Raw genomic sequence first — 19730 nt, 5'->3', positions numbered from 1 at the left:
TCACGGGCCCTGGTGCCGGCGCACGAAGCGCCGGTCCAGCCAGTCCTTCCACAGCCCGCACCAGCGACCCTCGGTGGTGAAGCCGGCCCAGCTCAGCAGCGCGCCGCCGCGGCCGTCGGCCAGCAGCGCCAGGCTGTGGCGTTGCGGCCGGTAGTCCTGCAGCGGCTGGCCAGTCAGCGCGCGCGCCAGGTTGCCGGCCAGCAGCGGCCCCTGGCGCACCGCGTGCACGCCGTTGCGCGGCGTACCGGCCAGGCTGGCGCAGTCGCCGCTGGCGAACACCTGCGGATGGGACAGGCTCTGCAGGGTGGACGCGATGGCGACGAAGCCGTGCAGGTCGCTGGCCAGCCCGGAGCTGCGCAGCCAAGGCAACGGACTGGCGCCCGAGGCGAGCAGCAGCCGCGGCCCGTGCCAGACCGGCTGGCCGCGACTGAGTAGCGCCGCGCCGCGAATCCTCTCGACCGGACAGCGCTCGTGGACCTGCACCCCAGCCGCCTGCAGGTGCTGCAGCGCCCGCAGGCGCAGCGAAGGCGGATGGCCGGCGAGCAGTTCGGCGGCGCTGAACAGCGCCAGTCCCGGCACCTGGCGGGCCATGGCCAGGGCCAGCTCGACGCCTGCCGCGCCGCCGCCGAGGATCGCCAGGCGTTCCGGCGCGCGCTGCCAGGCCTGCCAGCGCGCCAGGAAGGCCGGGAACGGCTTGACCGCCAGCAGCTCCATGTCGGCGTCCTCGTGCGCCGGTGCCTGCGGCGGCGCGCCGGTGTCGAGCGACAGCCAGCGCCCCTGCAGGCGCTCCCCGCCCTCCAGGCGCAGGCTGCGGCTGTCCGCCTCCAGGGCGGTCACCGCCGCCTGGCGCCACTCGATGCCCGCCGCCCGGCACAGCGGCGTCAGCGGAATGCAGCACTCCTCGCTCCGGTAGCGCCCGGCGAGCAGTCCCGGCAGCATGCCGGAGTACCAGGCGGCGTCCTCGGGGCAGACCAGCTCGATGCGCCCGCGCGGGCGCCGGCCCGCCGCCCACAGGCGCAGCACGCCGAGATGGGCGTGACCTGCGCCGACCAGCAGCAGGTCGCAGGCCGCGCTCACCGCCCGCCGCCCCCGCGCCGCCAGCGATGGAAGTGCGCCAGGGCGCGCAGCACCAGCGGCGGCGCATGCGCACGTCGCCATTCGCCGGCGACGTACTTGTTGGCCTCGGCCAGGGTCGGGTAACTGTGCACGGTGGCGAGGATCTTGTTCAGCCCCAGGTCGTGGCGCATGGCCAGCGCGAACTCGGCCAGCAGTTCGCCGGCCTGCTCGCCGACGACGGTCGCGCCGAGGATGCGGTCGCTGCCCGGCACGGTGAGCACCTTGACGAAGCCTGCGGCGGCCTCCTCGACGATGGCGCGGTCCAGCTCGGCGAGGTCGTAGCGGGTCGACTCGCAGGCGATGCCCTGCTCGCGCGCCTCCCTCTCGGACAGGCCGACCTGCGCCACCTCCGGGTCGGTGAAGGTGACCCGGGGGATCACCCGGTAGTCGGCGGGAAAGCGCTTGAAATCGCCGAACAGGCCGTTGACTGCGGCATACCAGGCCTGATGGGCGGCGAAGTGGGTGAACTGGTAGGGCCCGGTGACGTCGCCCACGGCGAAGATGTTCGGGTAGCGGGTGGCGAGGAACTCGTCGGTCTCCAGCGTCCGGTTCGGGCGCAGCTCGAGGCCCAGCGCCTCCACCCCGTAGCCTTCGACACTGGCCACCCGGCCGAGGGCGACCAGCACCTGGTCGAAGCCGATGAGGGTTGCCGTCCCGCCGGCCAGCTCGCGGGCGACCAGCTGGCGCTGGCCGTCCAGGCATTCGAAGCGCTCGGCGCGGTGCTGCAGGTGCAGCTCGACGCCTTCGGCGCGCAGGCTCGCCGTCACCGCGGCGCTGGCCTCGACATCCTCGCGGCCCAGCAGGCGTTCGCCCTGCTCCACCAGGATCACCTGGCAGCCGAGGCGCTGGAAGGCCTGGCTGAGTTCGCAGCCGATCGGCCCGCCGCCGAGCACCAGCAGCCGCCCCGGCCGCTGGCGCAGTTTCCAGATGCTGTCGGAGGTGTACGGCTGCATGTCGGCCAGGCCGGGAATCTCCGGGAGCAGCGGGTGGGCACCGGCGGCGATGACGATGGCGCGGGTGGTCAGGCTGCGTCCGTTGACCTCCACCGTCCACGGCGAGGTGATGCGCGCCTCGCCGTGGATCACCTGCACGCCCTGCTCGATGTAGCGCGCCGCCGAGTCATGCGGCGCAATCTGGCGGATGACCCGCTGCACCCGCTCCATGACTGCGGCGAAGTCCACCTCGCCGTGCGCCTGCACGAAGCCCAGCGCCTCGGCGCGGCGCAGCTCGCGGGCCAGGCGCGCCGAGCGGAGCAGCGCCTTGGACGGCACGCAGCCGGTGTTCAGGCAGTCGCCGCCCATGCGGTACTTCTCGACCAGGGTCACCTGCGCCTGCAGCGCCGCGGCCAGCCAGGCGCTGACCAGTCCGCCGGCGCCGGCGCCGATCACCACCAGGTTGCGCTCGAAGTGCCGCGGCCGCTGCCAGCCGGCGTAGACCTGGCGCGCCTTGAACCAGGCCAGCAGGCGGCGGGCCAGCAGCGGGAAGATGCCGAGCAGGACGAAGGCGCCGAGCAGCCCCGGCGAGAGGATGCCGGCCAGCGATTCCAGGCGGCCCAGTTCGCGCCCGGCATTCACGTAGACCAGGGTGCCCGGCAGCATGCCGAGCTGGCTGACCCACCAGAAGGTGCGCGCCGGCAGGCTGGTCAGGCCCATCGCCAGGTTGATCAGGAAGAACGGGAACAGCGGCACCAGGCGCAGGGCGAACAGGTAAAAGGCGCCTTCCCGGGCGACGCCCCGGTCGATGGCGGCCAGGCGCGCGGCGAAGCGCCCGCGCACCCAGTCGCGCAGCAGGTAGCGGCTGATCAGCATGGCCAGGGTGGCGCCGAGGGTGGCCGCCAGCGATACCAGCAGGGTGCCGCCGAGCAGACCGAACAGCGCGCCGCCGATCAGGGTCAGCAGGGTCGCGCCGGGCAGCGACAGCGCGGTCACCGCCACGTAGAGCAGCACGTAGAGGCCGGCGGCCAGCCAGGGCCGCGCCGCCACCGCGGCGTCCAGCCCGGCCTGGCGGGCCTTGAGGGTTTCCAGGCTGAGGTAGTGGCCCAGGTCGAACAGGAAAAATGCCGCGACCAGCACGCCGAGGAGGCCGAGCAGGAGCAGCCGCCAGCGGCCCATCGCCTAGCCCCTGAGCGCGCCGCCGCAGCTGGAGCCTTGTCCGGCAGTGCAGGCGAAGCAGTGGTCGCGGGTGACGATGGGGTTGCCGGCGAGGTCCGTGCGCAGCAGGTCGCGCAGGTGGGGGCGCTGGCGGCCGATCAGCTCGAGCGGCAGACCGAGCATCTGGTTGAAGTCGCAGTCGTACAGGTAGCCCTGCCAGTCGACGCTGACCAGCGAGCGGCACATCACCGCCGCGAGGTTCTCGGCGCGGTAGCTGTCGCGCAGCAGCTGCAGGTAGGCACTGAACTGGCCCTTGCTGACCAGGGTGCTGCCGAAGCGGGCGATGGGCTGGTTGGTGATGGTCAGCAGATGGTCGAAGCGGATGCCGAAATCGGCGGCCAGGTGCGCCTTGTAGTCGGCTTCCAGCGCCGCCTGCGGCGGCGACAGGCTCGGCCCCTGCGGGTTGTACACCAGGTTGAGCACCAGCCCGTCGCCAGCGCCGTAGCCGAGGGCGTTGAGCCGGCGCAGGCCGGCGATGCTGCGCTCGAACACGCCCTCGCCGCGCTGGCGGTCGACGTTGTCCCGCGCGTAGCACGGCAGCGAGGCGGTGATCTCCACGCCCTCGCCGGCGAGGAACTCGGCGAGATCCTCCTGCCCCGGCTCGCCGAGGATGGTCAGGTTGCAGCGGTCGATCACCCGCAGCCCGGCGCGCCGCGCATGGCCGACCAGCTGGCGGAAGCGCGGGTGCAGCTCCGGCGCGCCGCCGGTCAGGTCGAGGGTTTGCACCGGATGGGCGTCGATCACCTCACGGAGGACCGCCAGGGTGGCGTCGTCCATGCTCTCGGTGCGAGTCGGCCCGGCGTTGACGTGGCAGTGCAGGCAGCGCTGGTTGCAGCGGTAGGTCAGGTTGACCTGCAGGGCTTCCAGCCGGCCGCGCCGGATGGCCGGAAAGCCGAGGGCATCGAGCAGTGGCAGCATGTCGTGCATGGCGGCGGGTTCTCCTCGGCAGGCGGCCTCGGGTGCGCGGGCGGTCATAGTGAACTATAGGTTTCCTTCATCGACCTGCCGCGAGTCCTGTCCATGTCCGAGCGAAACAGCCCTCCCCCTGCCCTGGTTCTGGTCTGCAAGCGTCCGGCTCCCGGGCACGGCAAGCAGCGCCTGGCGGCGCGCCTGGGGACGGCGGTGGCACTGGAGATCGCCGAGCGGCTGCTGGACTGCGCGCTGGAGGACCTGGCGGCCTGGCCGGGCGCGCGGGTGATCGCCCCGGATGCGGCGCAGCACTGCGCCTGGGCCGCCGGGCGGCTGCCGGAATGCCTGTGCCTGGCGCAGCCGCCCGGCAACCTCGGCGAGCGGCTCAACGCCCTCGACCGCCGCCTGCGTGCGGCCGGCCATCGCGCCCTGGCGTTCATCGGCAGCGACGCCCCGGCGCTGGCAGAGGAGCACTACCGGACGGTGCGCGCCGCCCTCGCCGAGGTCGACACTGTGCTGCTCGCCGCCCGTGACGGCGGCGTGGTGCTGATGGCCTCGCGGCGGCCCTGGCCCGACCTCGCCGGCCTGCCGTGGAGCACCCCGGCGCTGGGGCAGGCGCTGGCCGAGAGCTGCCGGCGCGCCGGCCACTCGCTGCGGGTCTGCGGCGAATCCTTCGATGTCGACGAGGCCGCCGACCTGCTGCAGGTCCGCCGCCACCTGGCAGGCGATCCGCGGCCGGCGCGGCAGCAACTGCTCGCCGCCCTGGCCGGGCTCGAGGTGTGCGCATGAGCGACGCCGCCGGGGTCAGCGTGATCATTCCCTGCCTGCACGACGAGGTCGTGCTGCGCAACCTGCTCGGTCAGCTGCAGGATGAGGCCCGTCGGGACGGCCAGCCGCTGCAGGTCATAGTCGTGGATGGCGCGCGCAGCCAGCGCTGCCGCGCCCTGTGCGAGCTGCACGGCGCCCTCTGGTCGCCGGCCGATCCCTGCCGCGGCGAGCAGTTGCGCCAGGGTGCAGCGCTGGCCACGCACGACATCCTCTGGTTCCTGCATGCCGACGCCGAACTGGACGGCCAGCCGCTGGCCGAGCTGCGCCAAGCCATCGCCGAGGGGGCCGTGGGCGGCTACTTCGCCTTCCGCTTCAGCGGCACGCCGCCCTGGCAGGGGCGGCTGATCGAATGGGCGACCAACTGGCGCACCCGCATCGGCGTGCCCTATGGCGACCAGGGCCTGTTCGTCAGCCGCAGGGCCTACTCCAGCGTCGGCCAGCACGCGCCCTGGCCGCTGTTCGAGGAAGTACCGCTGGTCCGCGGCCTGCGCGCGCAGGGCGAGCTGCGCTGCATCGCGCAGGGCCTGCGGGTCAGCCCGCGGCGCTGGCAGCGCGACGGCTGGTGGCGGCGCTGCCTCGGCAATCGCCTGCTGGCCCTGAGCTTCGCCGTCGGCATCGCCCCGCAGCGCCTGGCCCGGATGTATGCCGGCCGGCCCTGTGCAGCCAGGCGGCGAGGCGCCGGTGGCCGGAAACGGCCGCTGGGCTCCTAGATCCGTGCGCCAGAAATGGGCCGCACACTGTCTGGAATCAGTATCCTGCAGCTGTCCGCATGCGATCCTGCGGGCGTTCTCCCCTGCAAGGAATCCGCATCATGAAGAACATCAAGTCGAGCTGCCTGGTCCTGTTCCTCGGGCTGACGCTGCTCTGGCTGCTGGCCGACGACGTGCTGACCCGCGACTACGAGTTCTTCGCCCTGCGCGGCTCGCTGGTCAACCTCACCGGCATCCTCGCCATGGGCGCGATGAGCTTCGGCTTGCTGCTGATCATCCGCTGGCCCGCGATGGAGTCGCTGCTCGGCGGCCTGGACAAGAACTATCGCCTGCACAAGTGGCTGGGCATCGGCGCGCTGGTGCTGTCCATCGCCCACTGGCTGTGGGCCAAGGGGCCGAAGTGGATGGTCGGCTGGGGCTGGCTGGAGCGGCCGGTGCGCAAGGCCGGTGGCGCCGCTGCGGGCAGCGAGCCCTCGGCCGTGGTCGCCTTCCTGCGCAGCCAGCGCGGCCTGGCCGAGGAACTCGGCGAGTGGGCCTTCTACGCCGCCGTGCTGCTGATCGTCCTCGCCCTGCTCAAGCGCTTCCCCTACCGCTGGTTCTTCAAGACCCACCGCCTGCTGGCCATCGTCTACCTGGTGCTGGTGTTCCATTCGGTGGTGCTGATGAAGACCGCCTACTGGAGCTCGCCGCTGGGCCCGCTGATGGCCGCGCTGATGCTCGGCGGCACGGTGGCCGCGTGCATCTCCCTGTTGCGCCGGGTGGGTCACGCGCGGCGCGCGGTGGGCGTCATCGAGTCGCTGGAGCATCACGAAGGCAACCGCGTGCTGGGCGTCGGCATCCGCCTGCAGGATCGCTGGCCCGGGCACGAGGCCGGGCAGTTCGCCTTCGTCACCTTCGACCACGCCGAGGGGCCGCACCCCTTCACCATCTCTTCCGCCTGGCACGACGACGGCCAACTGCTGTTCAACATCAAGGGCATCGGCGACTACACCCGCACTCTGCCGCAGACCCTCGGGATCGGCGACATGGTCACCGTCGAGGGCCCCTACGGGCGCTTCGACTTCGGTGGCGAGCAGAACGCCCAGGTGTGGATCGGCGGCGGCATCGGCATCACCCCCTTCATCGCCCGCATGCAGGCGCTGGCGCAACACCCGGACGGCCACAGCGTCGACCTGTTCTACTGCACCAGCGAGCCGGACGAGGCGTTCATCGCCCGCCTGCGCGGGCTGTCCGAGCGCGCCGGCGTGCGCCTGCACGTGCTGGTCAGCGCCCGGGACGGCCGCCTGACGGTCGAGAGACTGTGCCAGGAGGTACCCGCCTGGCAGTCCGCCAGCTTCTGGTTCTGCGGCCCGGCCGGCTTCGGTCAGGCGCTGCGCGAAGGGCTGGTGGCGCGCGGCCTGGACTCCGCCGACTTCCACCAGGAGCTGTTCGACATGCGCTGATGCGCCCGGGGCAAGGCAGGAACGACCCCGTGCGGAGGCCGTTCCTGACGAGGCCCGTCAGGCCTCGACGGCCTTGACCATGTCCTCGACCACCTTCTTGGCGTCGCCGAACACCATCATGGTCTTGTCCATGTAGAACAGCTCGTTGTCGAGACCCGCGTAGCCGCTGGCCATCGAGCGCTTGTTGACGATCACGGTGCGCGCCTTGTACGCGTCGAGGATCGGCATGCCGGCGATCGGCGACTTCGGATCGGTCTTCGCCGCCGGGTTGACCACGTCGTTGGCGCCGAGCACCAGCACCACGTCGGCCTGGCCGAACTCGGGGTTGATGTCCTCCATCTCGTGCACCTGCTCGTAGGGCACCTCGGCTTCGGCGAGCAGCACGTTCATGTGCCCGGGCATGCGCCCGGCCACCGGGTGGATGGCGTACTTCACGGTGACGCCGCGGTGGGTCAGCTTCTCGGTCAGCTCCATCAGCGCGTGCTGGGCACGGGCCACCGCCAGGCCGTAGCCGGGGACGATGATCACGCTGTCGGCGTTGCCGAGCAGGAACGCGGCGTCGTCGGCCGAGCCGGACTTCACCGGGCGCTGCTCCTGGCTGCCGGCCACGGCGGCGCCGGCTTCGGCGCCGAAGCCACCGAGGATCACGTTGAAGAACGAGCGGTTCATCGCCTTGCACATGATGTAGGAGAGGATCGCGCCCGAGGAACCGACCAGCGAACCGGCGACGATCAGCATCGAGTTGTTCAACGAGAAGCCGATGCCGGCCGCCGCCCAGCCCGAGTAGCTGTTGAGCATCGACACCACCACCGGCATGTCGGCGCCGCCGATCGGGATGATGATCAGCACGCCGATGACGAAGGCCAGCGCCACCAGCACGGCAAACGCCGTCAGGTCACCCGTGAAGGTGAAGGCCAGACCCAGGCCGACGATGGCGAGGCCCATGGCCAGGTTCAGCCAGTGCTGGCCGGCGAAGGTCACCGGGGCGCCCTGGAACAGGCGGAACTTGTACTTGCCGGACAGCTTGCCGAAGGCGATCACCGAACCGGAGAAGGTGATGGCGCCGATGGCTGCGCCGAGGAACAGCTCCAGGCGGTTGCCGGCCGGGATGGCGTCGCCCAGCTGCGCGACTATGCCCAGCGACTGCGGCTCGACCACGGCGGCCACGGCGATGAATACCGCGGCCAGGCCGATCATGCTGTGCATGAAGGCGACCAGCTCGGGCATCTTGGTCATCTCGACGCGCTTGGCCATGATGGTGCCGGCCGTGCCGCCGAGCAGCAGGCCGAGCAGCACGTAGCCGATGCCGGCGCCTTCGCCCATCTGCGCGCCGAGCTTGTAGATCAGGCCGACGGTGGTGAGCACGGCGATGGCCATGCCGACCATGCCGAACAGGTTGCCGCGGCGCGAGCTGGTCGGGTGCGAGAGGCCCTTGAGCGCCTGGATGAAGCACACGGACGCCACGAGGTAGAGGGCGGTGATCAGGTTCATGCTCATCTCAGTGCGCCTCCGCCTTGGCCGGCTTGTCTTTCTTCTTGAACATTTCCAGCATGCGCCGGGTGACCAGGAAGCCACCGAACACGTTGACCGCGGCCAGCGCCACGGCCAGGGTGCCCATGGTCTTGCCCAGGCCGGTTTCGGTCAGCGCGGCGGCCAGCATGGCGCCGACGATGACGATGGCGGAGATGGCGTTGGTCACCGCCATCAGCGGGGTGTGCAGGGCGGGAGTGACGTTCCACACCACGTGGTAGCCGACGTAGATCGCCAGCACGAAGATGATCAGGTTGTAGAGACCGTCGGAGATCGGGTCCATGGTTGTTGTCCTTGTAATCTGGGGAGCAATCAGGCGGCGTTGCGACGGACCAGCTGGCCGCCCTCGCACATCAGGCAGGCGGCGACGATGTCGTCTTCGCGGTTGAGGTGGAACTTGCCTTCGCCGTCGATGACCAGCTTGAGGAAGTCCAGCAGGTTGCGCGCGTAGAGGGCCGAGGCGTCGGCCGGCACTAGCGCCGGCAGGTTGCTGTGGCCGACCAGGGTCACGCCGTGGCGCACCACCACCTGGTCGGCGACGGTCAGCGGGCAGTTGCCGCCCTGCGCCGCGGCCAGGTCGATGACCACCGAACCGGGCTTCATCGCCGCCACGGTGTCCTCGTGCAGCAGGATCGGCGCCGGACGGCCGGGGATCAGCGCGGTGGTGATGACGATGTCGGCCTGTTTGGCCTTCTCGTGCACCGCCTTGGCCTGGCGCTCCATCCAGGATTTGGGCATCGGCCGGGCGTAGCCGCCGACGCCCTGGGCGCACTCGCGCTCCTCGTCGGTCTCGTAGGGCACGTCGACGAACTTGGCGCCCAGCGACTCCACCTGCTCCTTCACCGCCGGACGCACGTCCGAGGCCTCGATCACCGCGCCGAGGCGCTTGGCGGTGGCGATGGCCTGCAGGCCGGCGACGCCGGCGCCGAGCACCAGCACGCGGGCGGCCTTCACCGTGCCGGCGGCGGTCATCAGCATCGGCATGAAGCGCGGGTAGTGGTTGGCGGCGAGCATCACCGCCTTGTAGCCGGCGATGTTGGCCTGCGACGACAGCACGTCGAGGCTCTGCGCGCGCGAGGTGCGCGGCGCCGCCTCGAGGGCGAAGGCGGTGATGCCGCGCTCGGTCATGCGCGCCAGGTTGGCGTTGTCGAACGGGTTGAGCATGCCGACCAGCACGGCGCCGGGCTGCATCAGCTGCAGTTCGTCGGCGTCGGGCGCGGCGACCTTGAGCACCAGGCCGGCGCCGAAGGCCTCGGCGGCGCTGCCGATGCGCGCGCCGGCGGCGACATAGGCGTCGTCCGGGACGCTGGCGGCAACGCCGGCTCCCGACTGGACGACGACCTGGTGGCCCTGGCTGACGAGTTTCTTGACCGTTTCCGGCGTGGCGGCCACGCGGGTTTCGCCGGGGTGGGTTTCGCGGGGAATACCGATGTGCATTCCGCTCTCCTTGATTTCTGGGTCTTGAAGCAGGCTGACTCCCAGCGCGTAGGGGCGAATTCATTCGCCTGCCGGGGTATCTGGGCGAATGAATTCGCCCCTACAACGGATTGATGCGCCGCTCAGCCGCGCTTGCGCCGGGCATAGAATGCGTCGATGGCTGTGACGAACTCGGGACGGCCGGCGCAGTCGAGAAAGCCCTGGTACTCGGCGGCGAGCTGCTCGGCCAGTGGCTGTTGCAGGGACTGGCGCAGCAGACGCTTGAGATTGGCCAGCGCGTGCGGCGCCCGTCCGGCCAGACGCTCGGCCAGCTCGAGGGTCGCTTCGGCCAGCTTCTCGGCCGCCACCACGCGATTGAGCAGCCCCAGGCGCAGCGCCTCGGCGGCATCGAACGGCTCGGCCAGCAGAGCGACTTCCAGCGCCTGGCGCAGGCCGAGCAGGCGGGGCAGCGCCCAGGAAGCGCCGCCGTCGCAGCTGGTGGCGATGTCGGTGTAGGCGAAGCTGAAGCGCGTGCCCTCGGCGGCGATGGCCAGGTCGGCGCCCAGCACCAGGCTCATGCCGGCGCCGGCGGCGGCGCCGTGCACGCTGGCCAGCACCGGCTGGGGCATCTCGGCGAGCAGCTGCACGGCCTGGTGCAGCGGGCGGATCAGCGCGTCGGCAGCCTCCACCGGCGCGGCGCGCATCGCCGCCAGGTCGCCGCCGGCCATGAAGGCGCGGCCGTTGCCGCTGAGCACGACGACGCGCACGGCGCTGTCGCCGGCCAGCGACTGGCAGGCCTCCAGCAGGGCATGGGCCAGATCGACACTCAGGGCATTGAGCACGTCCGGACGGTTGAAGCGCAGATGGGCGACGGCCCCGCTGCGCTCGACGAGCAGTGGTGAATCGGTCATGGCAGTCCCCCGGGGATGGGTACAGGGCAATCGCATGCCCGGTCTGTAGGGGCGAATTAGCTCGCCCCTACAGAGGGCCAGGTGTGTTAAAGCGCGCGCTCCAGCTCGGGCACGGCCTCGAACAGGTCGGCGACCAGGCCGTAGTCGGCCACCTGGAAGATCGGCGCCTCCTCGTCCTTGTTGATCGCCACGATCACCTTCGAGTCCTTCATGCCGGCCAGGTGCTGGATCGCACCGCTGATGCCGACGGCCACGTACAGCTGTGGCGCGACTATCTTGCCGGTCTGGCCGACCTGCATGTCGTTGGGCACGAAGCCGGCGTCCACCGCCGCGCGCGAGGCGCCCACCGCGGCGCCGAGCTTGTCGGCCACGCCATACAGCAGCTGGAAGTTGTCGCCGTTCTGCATGCCGCGACCGCCGGAGACGACGATCTTCGCGCCGGTCAGTTCGGGGCGCTCGGACTTGGCGATTTCCTCGCCGACGAAGGCGGAAAGACCGGCATCGCTGACCGTGCCGACGGACTCGATGGCGGCACTGCCGCCCTCGCCCGCCACCGGGTCGAAGCCGGTGGCGCGCACGGTGATCACCTTGACGGCAGCCGAAGACTGCACGGTGGCGATGGCGTTGCCAGCGTAGATCGGCCGCTGGAAGGTATCGGCCGAGACGACCTTGATGATCTCGGAGATCTGCTCGACGTCGATCAGCGCGGCGACGCGCGGCAGGTAGTTCTTGCCGTTGGTGGTGGCCGGGGCCAGCACGTGGCTGTAACCGCGAGCCAGCTCGACGATCAGCGGCGCGAGGTTCTCCGGCAGCTGGTGGGCGAAGGCGGTGTTGTCGGCGACCAGCACCTTGGCCACGCCGGCGACCTTGGCGGCGGCCTCGGCCACCGCGCCGCAACCGGCGCCTGCGACCAGCACATGGACATCGCCACCGATCTGCAGGGCGGCGGCCACGGTATTCAGGGTGGCGGCCGCCAGGGCACTGTTGTTGTGTTCAGCGATTACCAGGATTGCCATCTCAGATCACCTTCGCTTCGTTCTGCAGTTTCTCGACCAGTTCGGCCACCGACTTGACCTTGATGCCGGCGCTGCGCGCGGCCGGGGCCTCGACCTTGAGGGTCTTCACGGTCGAGGCGGTGGACACGCCCAGTGCCTCCGGAGTGACGGTTTCCAGCGGCTTCTTCTTGGCCTTCATGATGTTGGGCAAGGAGGCGTAGCGCGGCTCGTTGAGGCGCAGGTCGGTGGTGACGATGGCCGGCAGCTTGAGGGCGACGGTCTGCAGGCCGCCGTCGATCTCGCGGGTCACCGTGGCCTTGCCATCGGCGATCTCGACCTTCGAGGCGAAGGTGCCCTGGGCGAAGCCGGTCAGGGCGGCGAGCATCTGCCCGGTCTGGTTGTTGTCGCTGTCGATGGCCTGCTTGCCGAGGATGACCAGCTGCGGCTGTTCCTTGTCGACCAGCGCCTTGAGCAGCTTGGCGACGGCCAGCGAGCCCAGTTCGGCGTCGCTCTCGACCAGCACGGCGCGGTCGGCGCCAAGGGCCAGCGCGGTGCGCAGCTGCTCCTGGGCGGTGTTCGGACCGACGGAGACCACCACCACCTCGCTGGCGATGCCCTTCTCCTTGAGGCGCACCGCTTCCTCCACGGCGATCTCGCAGAAGGGATTGAGCGCCATCTTCACGTTGGCCAGATCGACGCCGCTGTTGTCGGCCTTGACGCGGACCTTGACGTTGTAATCGACCACGCGTTTCACGGGGACCAGGATTTTCATGCAACCTCCAACGTATTTCGAGCAGTTGCATGGAGCCTATGGCGCAGGAACATCGGCGTGCATCGTTCACTTGAACTAGTGCATGCATGATGGTGCAGCACATATTCCCTGGAGTGTCACTCGGCATCGTCCATCAAGACTATGGGCAGATCGCGAGTCTGGATCTCTAATGTCGTTCGCGCGATTGAATACTCATAGTGCAGATGACGACCGGGCAGCAATATCAGTGCAAATCGGTCTTGGCGTCGTCTACCTGAACGATTGCCGAACAATCACAAAGGATGAAACATGCAAAGAGCCATTCTCCTGACCGTGCTGCTCTTTTCATCGATAGCAAGAGCCGCCCCCGCCACGCTCCAGCAAGTGCACGAGATACGCACCCATGGGTTCATGCTGTGCGCGAACCTGCTCGTCTATTACAACAACCAGGATCCGGCGGCCGCCTTCGACCCGGCGGCGCGCGAGGCCTATCGGCGGAATCTGCGCGAGCTCGACCCGCTGGTGACTGCGCTCGCAGACAAACCGGCGCTGGCCACGGCCCTGCAGGGGCTGAAGACCAGCATCGGCGAACTCGAGCAGCAGCCGGAAAATGCTCGCGTGCTCTATACATCGTCGCTGAATCCCGTGATGCACACCCAGAACGACCTCGACGAAGCTGCCGGCGCTGCCTATCGCGAGGCGGAGGAGAAAGATCCTGTAATTGCCAGCCTGCACCAGATGAGTCTTGATATGAGTCGCCTGCTGTTGATTCATCAGGGCAAGGGTTTCGACAATCTCGGTATTCGCTCGGTAGAACTGGATGAGCACAGCATCAATACAATCGATCGGCGCATCGGTTCGACCTATGAGAACCTGCTGAAACTCTCCCCCGAGATAAAGGCCGAACTGAATGAAGTGTGGAGAAACTACAGTTTCGTCCGTCAGCGCCTGAAGGCTGACGACAAGGGCGGCGTCTCCCGAAGTGCCAGCCTGTATCTGGGCAAGGGGGTGGAGATGCTCGACATGCTGGCCAGAAACGCTTCGCAGTAGTCACCGACAGTTCCGAATGGCGCAGCGGCAGAGCAACCGAGCGATATCCAGGCCGCACTCCCTGTGCCGGCCTGGATCATGCTTGCGCTCCTGTCGTCGTTCTCGGCCAGTACGAAGTCAACCGAGGGTGGCGACGCTGCGCAGGATCAGGCGCACCAGCATGGTCTGGCGGGTCACGCCGGTCTTGGAGAAGGTCGAGCGCAGGTGCGCGCGGGCGGTGTTGCGGCTGATGCCCAGCTCGTCGGAGGCCTCGTCCAGGGTCAGGCCGTTGGCCAGCAGCAGGGAGATCTGCGCTTCCGAGGGGGTCAGGTCGAACAGTGCGCGGACGATCTCCTGCGGCGGCCGCGACTCCTGCTCCGGGTCGCCGATGAAGATGGCCACGGCGGGACATTGCTTCGACCCGCTCCACTCGCCCGGCGGCACCGAGCGCACCACGATGCCGAAGTCGGCGCGGCCGGAGGGACGCTGCACGCGCATGGCCTCGACCACCGAGGGATTGCCGCTCTTCTGCGACAGCAGCGCCTGCTTGATCAGCTGGCGGAACTTCTGGCTGTCGCGCGGCGTGCCGACCTGCAGCCCGTCGCTGACCAGTTTCACGCCGTCCTTCTCCTGCACCAGCTGCTCGGCGACCCGGTTCATCTGCAGCACCTTGCCGTCCGAATCGAGCAGGATGGTGCCGACGGCCATCTGGTCCACCGCGCCGGCGTACAGGTCGCGCTCGCTCTCGATGCGGTTCAGGCGCATATGCAGGATCATCGCCCGCTCCAGATGCGGCAGGAACAGGGTCAGCAGGTCCTTGTCGGCCTGGTTGAACGGCGGATCGTTGCGCCCGCGGCTGATGCGGATGCGGCACTGGGCGCCGTCGGCGGTGTTGATGTCGGCGCCGAGCACATGGAACACGTCAGTCGGCTCCATGAAGCTCTTGTAGAAGTCCGAGTTCAGCCAGTCGTTGAGGGCGACGAACTCGGTGAGCGAGACCACCTGGCGGTTCGGCAGGTCGACGAAGGGGTCGAGGCGATAGAAGTGCTGGTGGTAGGAACTGGTGACCTCCTCCGAGGCTCCCGCGGTGGAGATGCTCAGGCCGTCCACGTGCTGGCTCGGCGGGCGCAGGATGAAGGTGGCGTACTTGGAGGCCAGCAGGTCCTTGAGTTCGTCCAGGAAGGTGTTCCAGGGCACGGATTCCAGTGGGCCCTGATAGAGATGCCCGAGCATGTCGCCGAGGCGTTCCAGAGTGAGCGAAGCAGTCATGATGGGTGGCACTTTGTAATTGTTCTGGACGTTCTGCAGCATATTACGGCCTTCTGAGCTGGCGCAATGAAACGGCCGGGCAGTCCGTCGCCCGCCCTCCTGACGCATTCCGGGCGGTACCGTGGCGGGACGTGCATGAGCCCGCCACGACACGTTCGAGCGATGGCCCTGCCCCGGCTGGAGCAGGACACCCGCGCCGCCATTCTCTCCTCGTCCCACGCTTTTGCCTTAGTCCGCTCGGACGTAGCGACGCCCCCGGCCGCCTGAAATAACGGCGGGATCTGGCAGACCAGCGAGGAGCGCACAGCCATGCACCAACCCCAGCACCGCGTCGCGGTGATCACCGGCGCGGCCAGCGGCATCGGCCGCGGCCTGGCCGAACGGGCCATCATCGAGAGACTGCATCTGGTCCTCGCCGACCGCGACGGCGAGGCGCTCGAGCGCCTCGCGGCGCAGCTGCGCGAGCAGGGCGTGCAGGTGCTCACCCAGGTCACCGACGTGGCCGACCCGGAGCAACTGAAATGCCTGCGCGTCGCCGCCCTGCAGCGCTTCGGCGTGGTCGATCTGCTGTTCAACAACGCCGGGGTGATGCAGACCGGCAGCTGCTGGGAACTCAGTGACGCGCAGTGGCAGCGCGCCCTGGCGGTCAACCTGGGCGGCGTGATCAATGGCGTCCGCGCCTTCCTGCCGCTGCTGCTGGCCCAGGGCCGCCCGGCCCACGTGGTCAACACCGCCTCCCTGGCCGGGCTGCTCAACAGCCCGTTCATGGCCGCCTACAACGTCAGCAAGCAGGCGGTGGTGGCCCTCTCCGAGAGCCTGCACTACGAGCTGGCCGCGCTGAATGCGCCGGTCGGCGTCTCGGTGCTGTGCCCGGGGCCGGTGGCCAGCGAGATCATGACCTCCGATCAGGGCCAGGGCGCCAGCGGCGAGCTGAACCGCCTGCTCGACGGGCAGATCCGCCAGGGCATGAGCCCGGCCGAGCTGGCCGAACTGGTGTTCGCCGCCATCGCCGAGAAACGCTTCTGGATCCTGCCGCACAAGGGCTTCAAGCCGGCGCTGCGCGCCCGTCTGCGGTCGGTGCTGGAGGAACGCAACCCGCAATTCGCCCCCTTCGACCCGCTAGGAGACGCCCATGTCGCTTGATCCGCAGATCGCCGCCCTGCTCGCGCAGATGACCGCCCAGCCGGCCCCCGACTTCGCCCATCTGGACGCCGCGACCCTGCGCCTTGCCAGCGCCATGCCGCCGCTGTGCGCGCCGACGCCGCTGGCCGAGGTGCGCGAGCTGAGCGTCGCCGGCGCCGCCGGGCCGCTGGCGGCGCGCCTGTACCGGCCGCAGGCGCAGGCCGGCCTGCCGCTGCTGGTGTTCTTCCACGGCGGCGGCTTCGTGCTCTGCGACCTCGACAGCCACGACGAGCTGTGCCGCCGCCTGGCCCTGCTGAGCGGCGCGGCGGTGGTGTCGGTGGACTACCGCCGAGCGCCCGAGGCGCGCTATCCGGCTGCCGCGCTGGACGCCTTCCACGCCCTGCGCGACCTGGCCGGACGCGGTACCGAGCTGCAGCTCGATACCCGCCGCCTTGCCGTGGCCGGCGACAGTGCCGGCGCCAACCTGGCCATCGCCGCCTGCCGCCAGGCCGCGCAGCAGGGTGGCCCGCGCGTCGCCTACCAGTGCCTGTTCTACCCGGTCACCGACCTGCGCTGCGCCAGCCCCTCCTACGATGCCTTCGCCGACGGCTACTTCCTCAGCCGGGCGATGATGGAGTGGTTCCGCGCCCAGTACCTGGAACGGGCCGAGCAGGCCGAGGAACCGCTGGCCTCGCCGCTGCTCGCCGAAGACCTGGCGCAGCTGCCGCCGACTACCCTGCTCAGCGCCGAGTTCGACCCGCTGCGCGACGAGGGCGAGGCCTTCGCCGAGCGTCTGCGCGCCGCCGGCGTGGCGGTACGCCTGCAGCGGGCGGCCGGTATGATCCACGGCTTCGTCAGCTTCGCCCCGCTGGTCGAGGGTGCCGCCGCGGCGCTCGAGCTGGCCGCGGCCGATCTGCGCAACGCGCTGGCCTGAGCACGAACCCTGTAGGGGCGAATTCATTCGCCTTGCGCGGCATTTTTGGCGAATGAATTCGCCCCTACAGGCGCTACAAAGCAAAACGCCCGCCCTGATCTCCAGGGCGGGCGTTTTGCTTCAGCCGGTCAGCGCTGCGACGAGATATTGCCGCCGTCCACCACGATCTCGGCGGCGTTGATGTAGCTGGCCTCGTCCGAGAGCAGGAAGCGCACCACCCGGCCCAACTCCTCGGGCTGGCCGAGGCGGCCGAGCAGGATACGTCGCTCGAACATGCCCGGATGGGCCGCGGCGATGGGCGCGACCATCGGCGTGAGGATCTGCCCCGGCGACACCGAGTTGACGCGGATGCCGTCGGCGCCGAGGGCGTCGGCCATCGAGCGCACCATCGACAGCATGCCGCCCTTGGAGGCGCTGTAGGACGGGATCAGGCTGTTGCCCAGGGTGGCATTGATCGAGGAGATGCCGACCACGGAGGAACCGGGATTGGCGCGCAGGTCCGGCAGCATGGCCTGCACCAGCAGGGCCATGGCGCGCAGGTTGACGTTCAGCACCGCATCCCAGCGCGCCGCAGTGAGCCCTTCCAGGCCGCTCTGGTCGACCACGCCGGCGGCGTGCACCAGGCCGCCCGGCGCGCCCAGCTCGGCGCGGGTGCGCGCCAGCGCCGGGGCGATGGCGTCGGCGTCGCACAGGTCGATGCCGACGCCCAGGCACGCCACCGCGTACTGCTCGGCCAGGCGCGCGGCCACGGCCTGCGCCTTCTCCTCCTGCAGGTCCCAGATGGCGACCGGGCGGCCCACCGCGGCCAAGGCCTCGGCGCAGGCTTCGCCGATGCCGGAAGCTCCGCCGGTGACCAGTACCGGGCTGGCCGGCGAGTTCAACAGGTTGTGCATTGTTATTCTCCTCTGAGTTCGCTGGATGTCTGCGAGGTGTAATCGGTGGCGCCCACGTTAAGTTCGCAGGTCTTGCCGCCGTCGACCACCAGGCTCTGCCCGGTGATGTAGGAAGAAGCGTCCGAGGCCAGGAAGAGGATGGCATTGGCCACCTCGACCGGCTCGCCGATGCGCCGCAGCGGCACGGAGCGGGCGGTGCCGGCGATCATCTGCTCGCTGCGCAGCGCCTCGCTGGTGCCCTCGCTCCATACCACGCCGGGGATCACCACGTTGACGCGGATGTTCTCGGCGGCGCCCTCCAGGGCCGCCGCGCGGCTGAAGTTGAGCACGCCGGCCTTGGCCGCGCCGTAGGCGGACAGGCCGGGGCTGCCGAGCAGGCCGACCACCGAGCCGAGGTTGACGATGGAACCGCCGCGGCCAGCCATGGCGCGGAACGCCGCGCGGGTGCCGAAGAAGGCCACGTCCAGGCTGCCGCGCAGGCTGCGCTGCCAGTCCTCGGTGCTCAGCTGGGCCAGCGGGCCCCAGGTGTAGTTGACGGCGTTGTTGACCATCACGTCGAGCTGGCCGAAACGCTCGACGGTGCGCGCCACCGCGCGGTCGATGGCCTGCTCGTCGGTGACGTCGGCCTGCACCCAGTCGGCCTCGCCGCCGGCCGCGCGGATCTTCTCCACCACGGCCTCCAGCGGTGCCTGGCGGCGGCCGCAGACCATCACCTTCGCGCCCTGGGCGGCGAACAGTTGCGCGGCGGCCGCGCCGATGCCGGTGCCGGCGCCGCTGATCAGCGCCACCTTGTCTTGCATGCTTGCAGTCATTGTTGTTCTCCTTGTCAAAGCATCAACATGCCGCCACTGGCGGCCAGGGTCTGGCCGGTGAAGGCGCTGGATTCGTCGCTGGCCAGGAACAGGCAGGTCTGGGCGATCTCCTCGGGCTCGAGCATGTGCCCCAGCGGGATGGCGCGTTCCAGCGCCTGCACCCACTCCGCGGAGATCGACTGCATGATCGGCGTGCGGGTCGGCCCCGGGCACACCGCGTTGACCCGGATGCCGCGCGGGCCGAGGTCGCGGGCCAGGCACTTGGTCATGCCGAGCATGGCGGCCTTGGCGGTGCAGTAGGCCAGCGGCCCCTCGCCGCTCAGCGCCGACAGGCTGGCGACGTTGACGATCGAGCCCTTGCGGCCGCTGGCGATCATCAGGCGCACCGCCGCGCGGCTGCAGTAGAAGGCGCCGTTGACGTTGATGGCGAGCAGGCGCTGCCAGCCGGCGTCGGTCAGGTCGACGATCATGTCGGTGAACACGTCGGGCGTTTTGCTGGCCGCCAGCTGTGCGTTGCGCAGTGCCATGCGCTGCTGGTAGTGCTCGAAACCGTCGCCAGGCACCTGGCCCAGTCCTGCATTGTTGACCAGCACGTCGAGGCGGCCGTAGCGCTGCTCGACCGCGGCGAACAGCCGCTCCACCGCGGCGCCGTCGGCGATGTCGCAGCCCCAGGCCAGGCCGTCGCTGCCGGCCGGAAGACTCTCCAGCACCCGGCGCGCCGCCGCCTCGTCGATGTCCGCCAGCACCACGCGGGCGCCCTCGGCGGCGAACAGCTCGGCGGTGGCGCGGCCGATCCCCGAGCCGGCGCCGGTGACCAGCGCGACCTTGTCAGCAAGTCTCATGGGAATTCCTCGGATCGGGCGGGGCGTCCCGCACGGCGTGCTGCGCAGACGGACCCCGCTCCGGGATTGGA

19 protein-coding genes are annotated in these 19730 nt (G+C 69.9%); 6 read left to right on the top strand and 13 right to left on the bottom strand.

Going from position 1 to position 19730, the window contains the following annotated elements; translation table 11 throughout:
* Genes RA210_RS14195 through arsS form a run of 3 tightly spaced genes read right to left on the bottom strand, consistent with a single transcriptional unit; the run spans position 1 to position 4193 of the window.
* The gene (locus RA210_RS14195; protein ID WP_236574748.1) at positions 1 to 1077 is read right to left on the bottom strand and encodes an FAD-dependent oxidoreductase; all 1077 of its coding nucleotides are present in this window, start codon (positions 1075 to 1077) and stop codon (positions 1 to 3) included.
* Complete coding sequence (locus RA210_RS14190; RefSeq protein WP_201486930.1) at positions 1074 to 3227, bottom strand: FAD-dependent oxidoreductase; 2154 nt, start codon at positions 3225 to 3227, stop codon at positions 1074 to 1076. Before RA210_RS14190 ends, RA210_RS14195 begins: the two co-directional genes overlap by 4 nt.
* Before the next feature lie 3 nt (positions 3228 to 3230).
* Positions 3231 to 4193 carry an arsenosugar biosynthesis radical SAM (seleno)protein ArsS gene (arsS, locus tag RA210_RS14185; protein WP_201486929.1) on the bottom strand — a complete coding sequence of 321 codons (963 nt, stop codon included), beginning with the start codon at positions 4191 to 4193 and terminating at the stop codon, positions 3231 to 3233.
* Positions 4194 to 4286: 93 nt separating this feature from the next.
* On the opposite strand from arsS, the gene RA210_RS14180 reads away from it, so the two are divergent.
* The 3 genes from RA210_RS14180 (at position 4287) to RA210_RS14170 (ending at position 7155) form a co-directional block, all read left to right on the top strand.
* Complete coding sequence (locus RA210_RS14180; protein WP_201486928.1) at positions 4287 to 4964, top strand: TIGR04282 family arsenosugar biosynthesis glycosyltransferase; 678 nt, start codon at positions 4287 to 4289, stop codon at positions 4962 to 4964.
* Complete coding sequence (locus tag RA210_RS14175) at positions 4961 to 5713, top strand: TIGR04283 family arsenosugar biosynthesis glycosyltransferase (RefSeq protein ID WP_201486927.1); 753 nt, start codon at positions 4961 to 4963, stop codon at positions 5711 to 5713. The genes RA210_RS14180 and RA210_RS14175 overlap by 4 nt, the downstream gene beginning before the upstream one ends.
* 101 nt (positions 5714 to 5814) lie before the next feature.
* On the top strand, positions 5815 to 7155 hold the full coding sequence (locus tag RA210_RS14170) for a ferredoxin reductase family protein (protein ID WP_201486926.1): 1341 nt from the start codon (positions 5815 to 5817) through the stop codon (positions 7153 to 7155).
* Between the two features lie 57 nt (positions 7156 to 7212).
* Here RA210_RS14170 and RA210_RS14165 read toward each other — a convergent pair whose 3' ends face one another.
* The 6 genes from RA210_RS14165 to RA210_RS14140 form a co-directional block, all read right to left on the bottom strand.
* Positions 7213 to 8652 (bottom strand): NAD(P)(+) transhydrogenase (Re/Si-specific) subunit beta, encoded by a 1440-nt coding sequence (locus RA210_RS14165; RefSeq protein ID WP_201486925.1) that lies wholly within the window; start codon positions 8650 to 8652, stop codon positions 7213 to 7215.
* Between the two features lies 1 nt (position 8653).
* Positions 8654 to 8968, bottom strand: coding sequence for an NAD(P) transhydrogenase subunit alpha (locus tag RA210_RS14160; protein WP_041506114.1), 315 nt, complete (start codon positions 8966 to 8968; stop codon positions 8654 to 8656).
* A 29-nt stretch (positions 8969 to 8997) separates the two neighbouring features.
* Positions 8998 to 10122 carry a Re/Si-specific NAD(P)(+) transhydrogenase subunit alpha gene (locus RA210_RS14155; protein ID WP_201486924.1) on the bottom strand — a complete coding sequence of 375 codons (1125 nt, stop codon included), beginning with the start codon at positions 10120 to 10122 and terminating at the stop codon, positions 8998 to 9000.
* Positions 10123 to 10244: 122 nt separating this feature from the next.
* A complete protein-coding gene (locus RA210_RS14150) occupies positions 10245 to 11012 on the bottom strand; it encodes an enoyl-CoA hydratase/isomerase family protein (protein WP_201486923.1) in 768 nt (255 codons plus the stop codon).
* A gap of 86 nt (positions 11013 to 11098) precedes the next feature.
* On the bottom strand, positions 11099 to 12028 hold the full coding sequence (locus RA210_RS14145; protein WP_201486922.1) for an electron transfer flavoprotein subunit alpha/FixB family protein: 930 nt from the start codon (positions 12026 to 12028) through the stop codon (positions 11099 to 11101).
* A 1-nt stretch (position 12029) separates the two neighbouring features.
* The gene (locus RA210_RS14140; protein WP_201486921.1) at positions 12030 to 12779 is read right to left on the bottom strand and encodes an electron transfer flavoprotein subunit beta/FixA family protein; all 750 of its coding nucleotides are present in this window, start codon (positions 12777 to 12779) and stop codon (positions 12030 to 12032) included.
* 288 nt (positions 12780 to 13067) lie between these two features.
* Here RA210_RS14140 and RA210_RS14135 point away from each other — a divergent pair, with 288 nt between their 5' ends.
* Positions 13068 to 13808, top strand: coding sequence for a hypothetical protein (locus tag RA210_RS14135; protein ID WP_201486920.1), 741 nt, complete (start codon positions 13068 to 13070; stop codon positions 13806 to 13808).
* Positions 13809 to 13925: 117 nt separating this feature from the next.
* Here RA210_RS14135 and RA210_RS14130 read toward each other — a convergent pair whose 3' ends face one another.
* Entirely contained in the window at positions 13926 to 15056 is a 1131-nt protein-coding gene (locus RA210_RS14130; RefSeq protein WP_136488514.1) for a LuxR C-terminal-related transcriptional regulator, read from the bottom strand.
* 309 nt (positions 15057 to 15365) lie between these two features.
* On the opposite strand from RA210_RS14130, the gene RA210_RS14125 reads away from it, so the two are divergent.
* Together RA210_RS14125 and RA210_RS14120 are read left to right on the top strand one after the other, a co-directional pair.
* Positions 15366 to 16199 carry an SDR family NAD(P)-dependent oxidoreductase gene (locus tag RA210_RS14125; protein WP_201486919.1) on the top strand — a complete coding sequence of 278 codons (834 nt, stop codon included), beginning with the start codon at positions 15366 to 15368 and terminating at the stop codon, positions 16197 to 16199.
* Complete coding sequence (locus tag RA210_RS14120; RefSeq protein WP_201486918.1) at positions 16189 to 17112, top strand: alpha/beta hydrolase; 924 nt, start codon at positions 16189 to 16191, stop codon at positions 17110 to 17112. Before RA210_RS14125 ends, RA210_RS14120 begins: the two co-directional genes overlap by 11 nt.
* Before the next feature lie 128 nt (positions 17113 to 17240).
* On the opposite strand, the gene RA210_RS14115 is transcribed toward RA210_RS14120, so the two are convergent.
* Genes RA210_RS14115 through RA210_RS14105 form a run of 3 tightly spaced genes read right to left on the bottom strand, consistent with a single transcriptional unit; the run spans position 17241 to position 19659 of the window.
* Complete coding sequence (locus RA210_RS14115; RefSeq protein ID WP_201486917.1) at positions 17241 to 18005, bottom strand: SDR family NAD(P)-dependent oxidoreductase; 765 nt, start codon at positions 18003 to 18005, stop codon at positions 17241 to 17243.
* A 2-nt stretch (positions 18006 to 18007) separates the two neighbouring features.
* Positions 18008 to 18817, bottom strand: coding sequence for an SDR family NAD(P)-dependent oxidoreductase (locus RA210_RS14110; RefSeq protein WP_201486916.1), 810 nt, complete (start codon positions 18815 to 18817; stop codon positions 18008 to 18010).
* 14 nt (positions 18818 to 18831) lie between these two features.
* Positions 18832 to 19659, bottom strand: a complete 828-nt coding sequence (locus RA210_RS14105; protein ID WP_201486915.1) for an SDR family NAD(P)-dependent oxidoreductase — start codon at positions 19657 to 19659, stop codon at positions 18832 to 18834.
* Positions 19660 to 19730 lie beyond the last annotated feature (71 nt).

It is taken from the genome of Pseudomonas sp. OF001 (genome assembly GCF_904426495.1).
In the GTDB taxonomy this organism is placed as follows: Bacteria; Pseudomonadota; Gammaproteobacteria; order Pseudomonadales; family Pseudomonadaceae; genus Geopseudomonas.
This window is presented reverse-complemented; position numbering and strand designations above follow the sequence as displayed.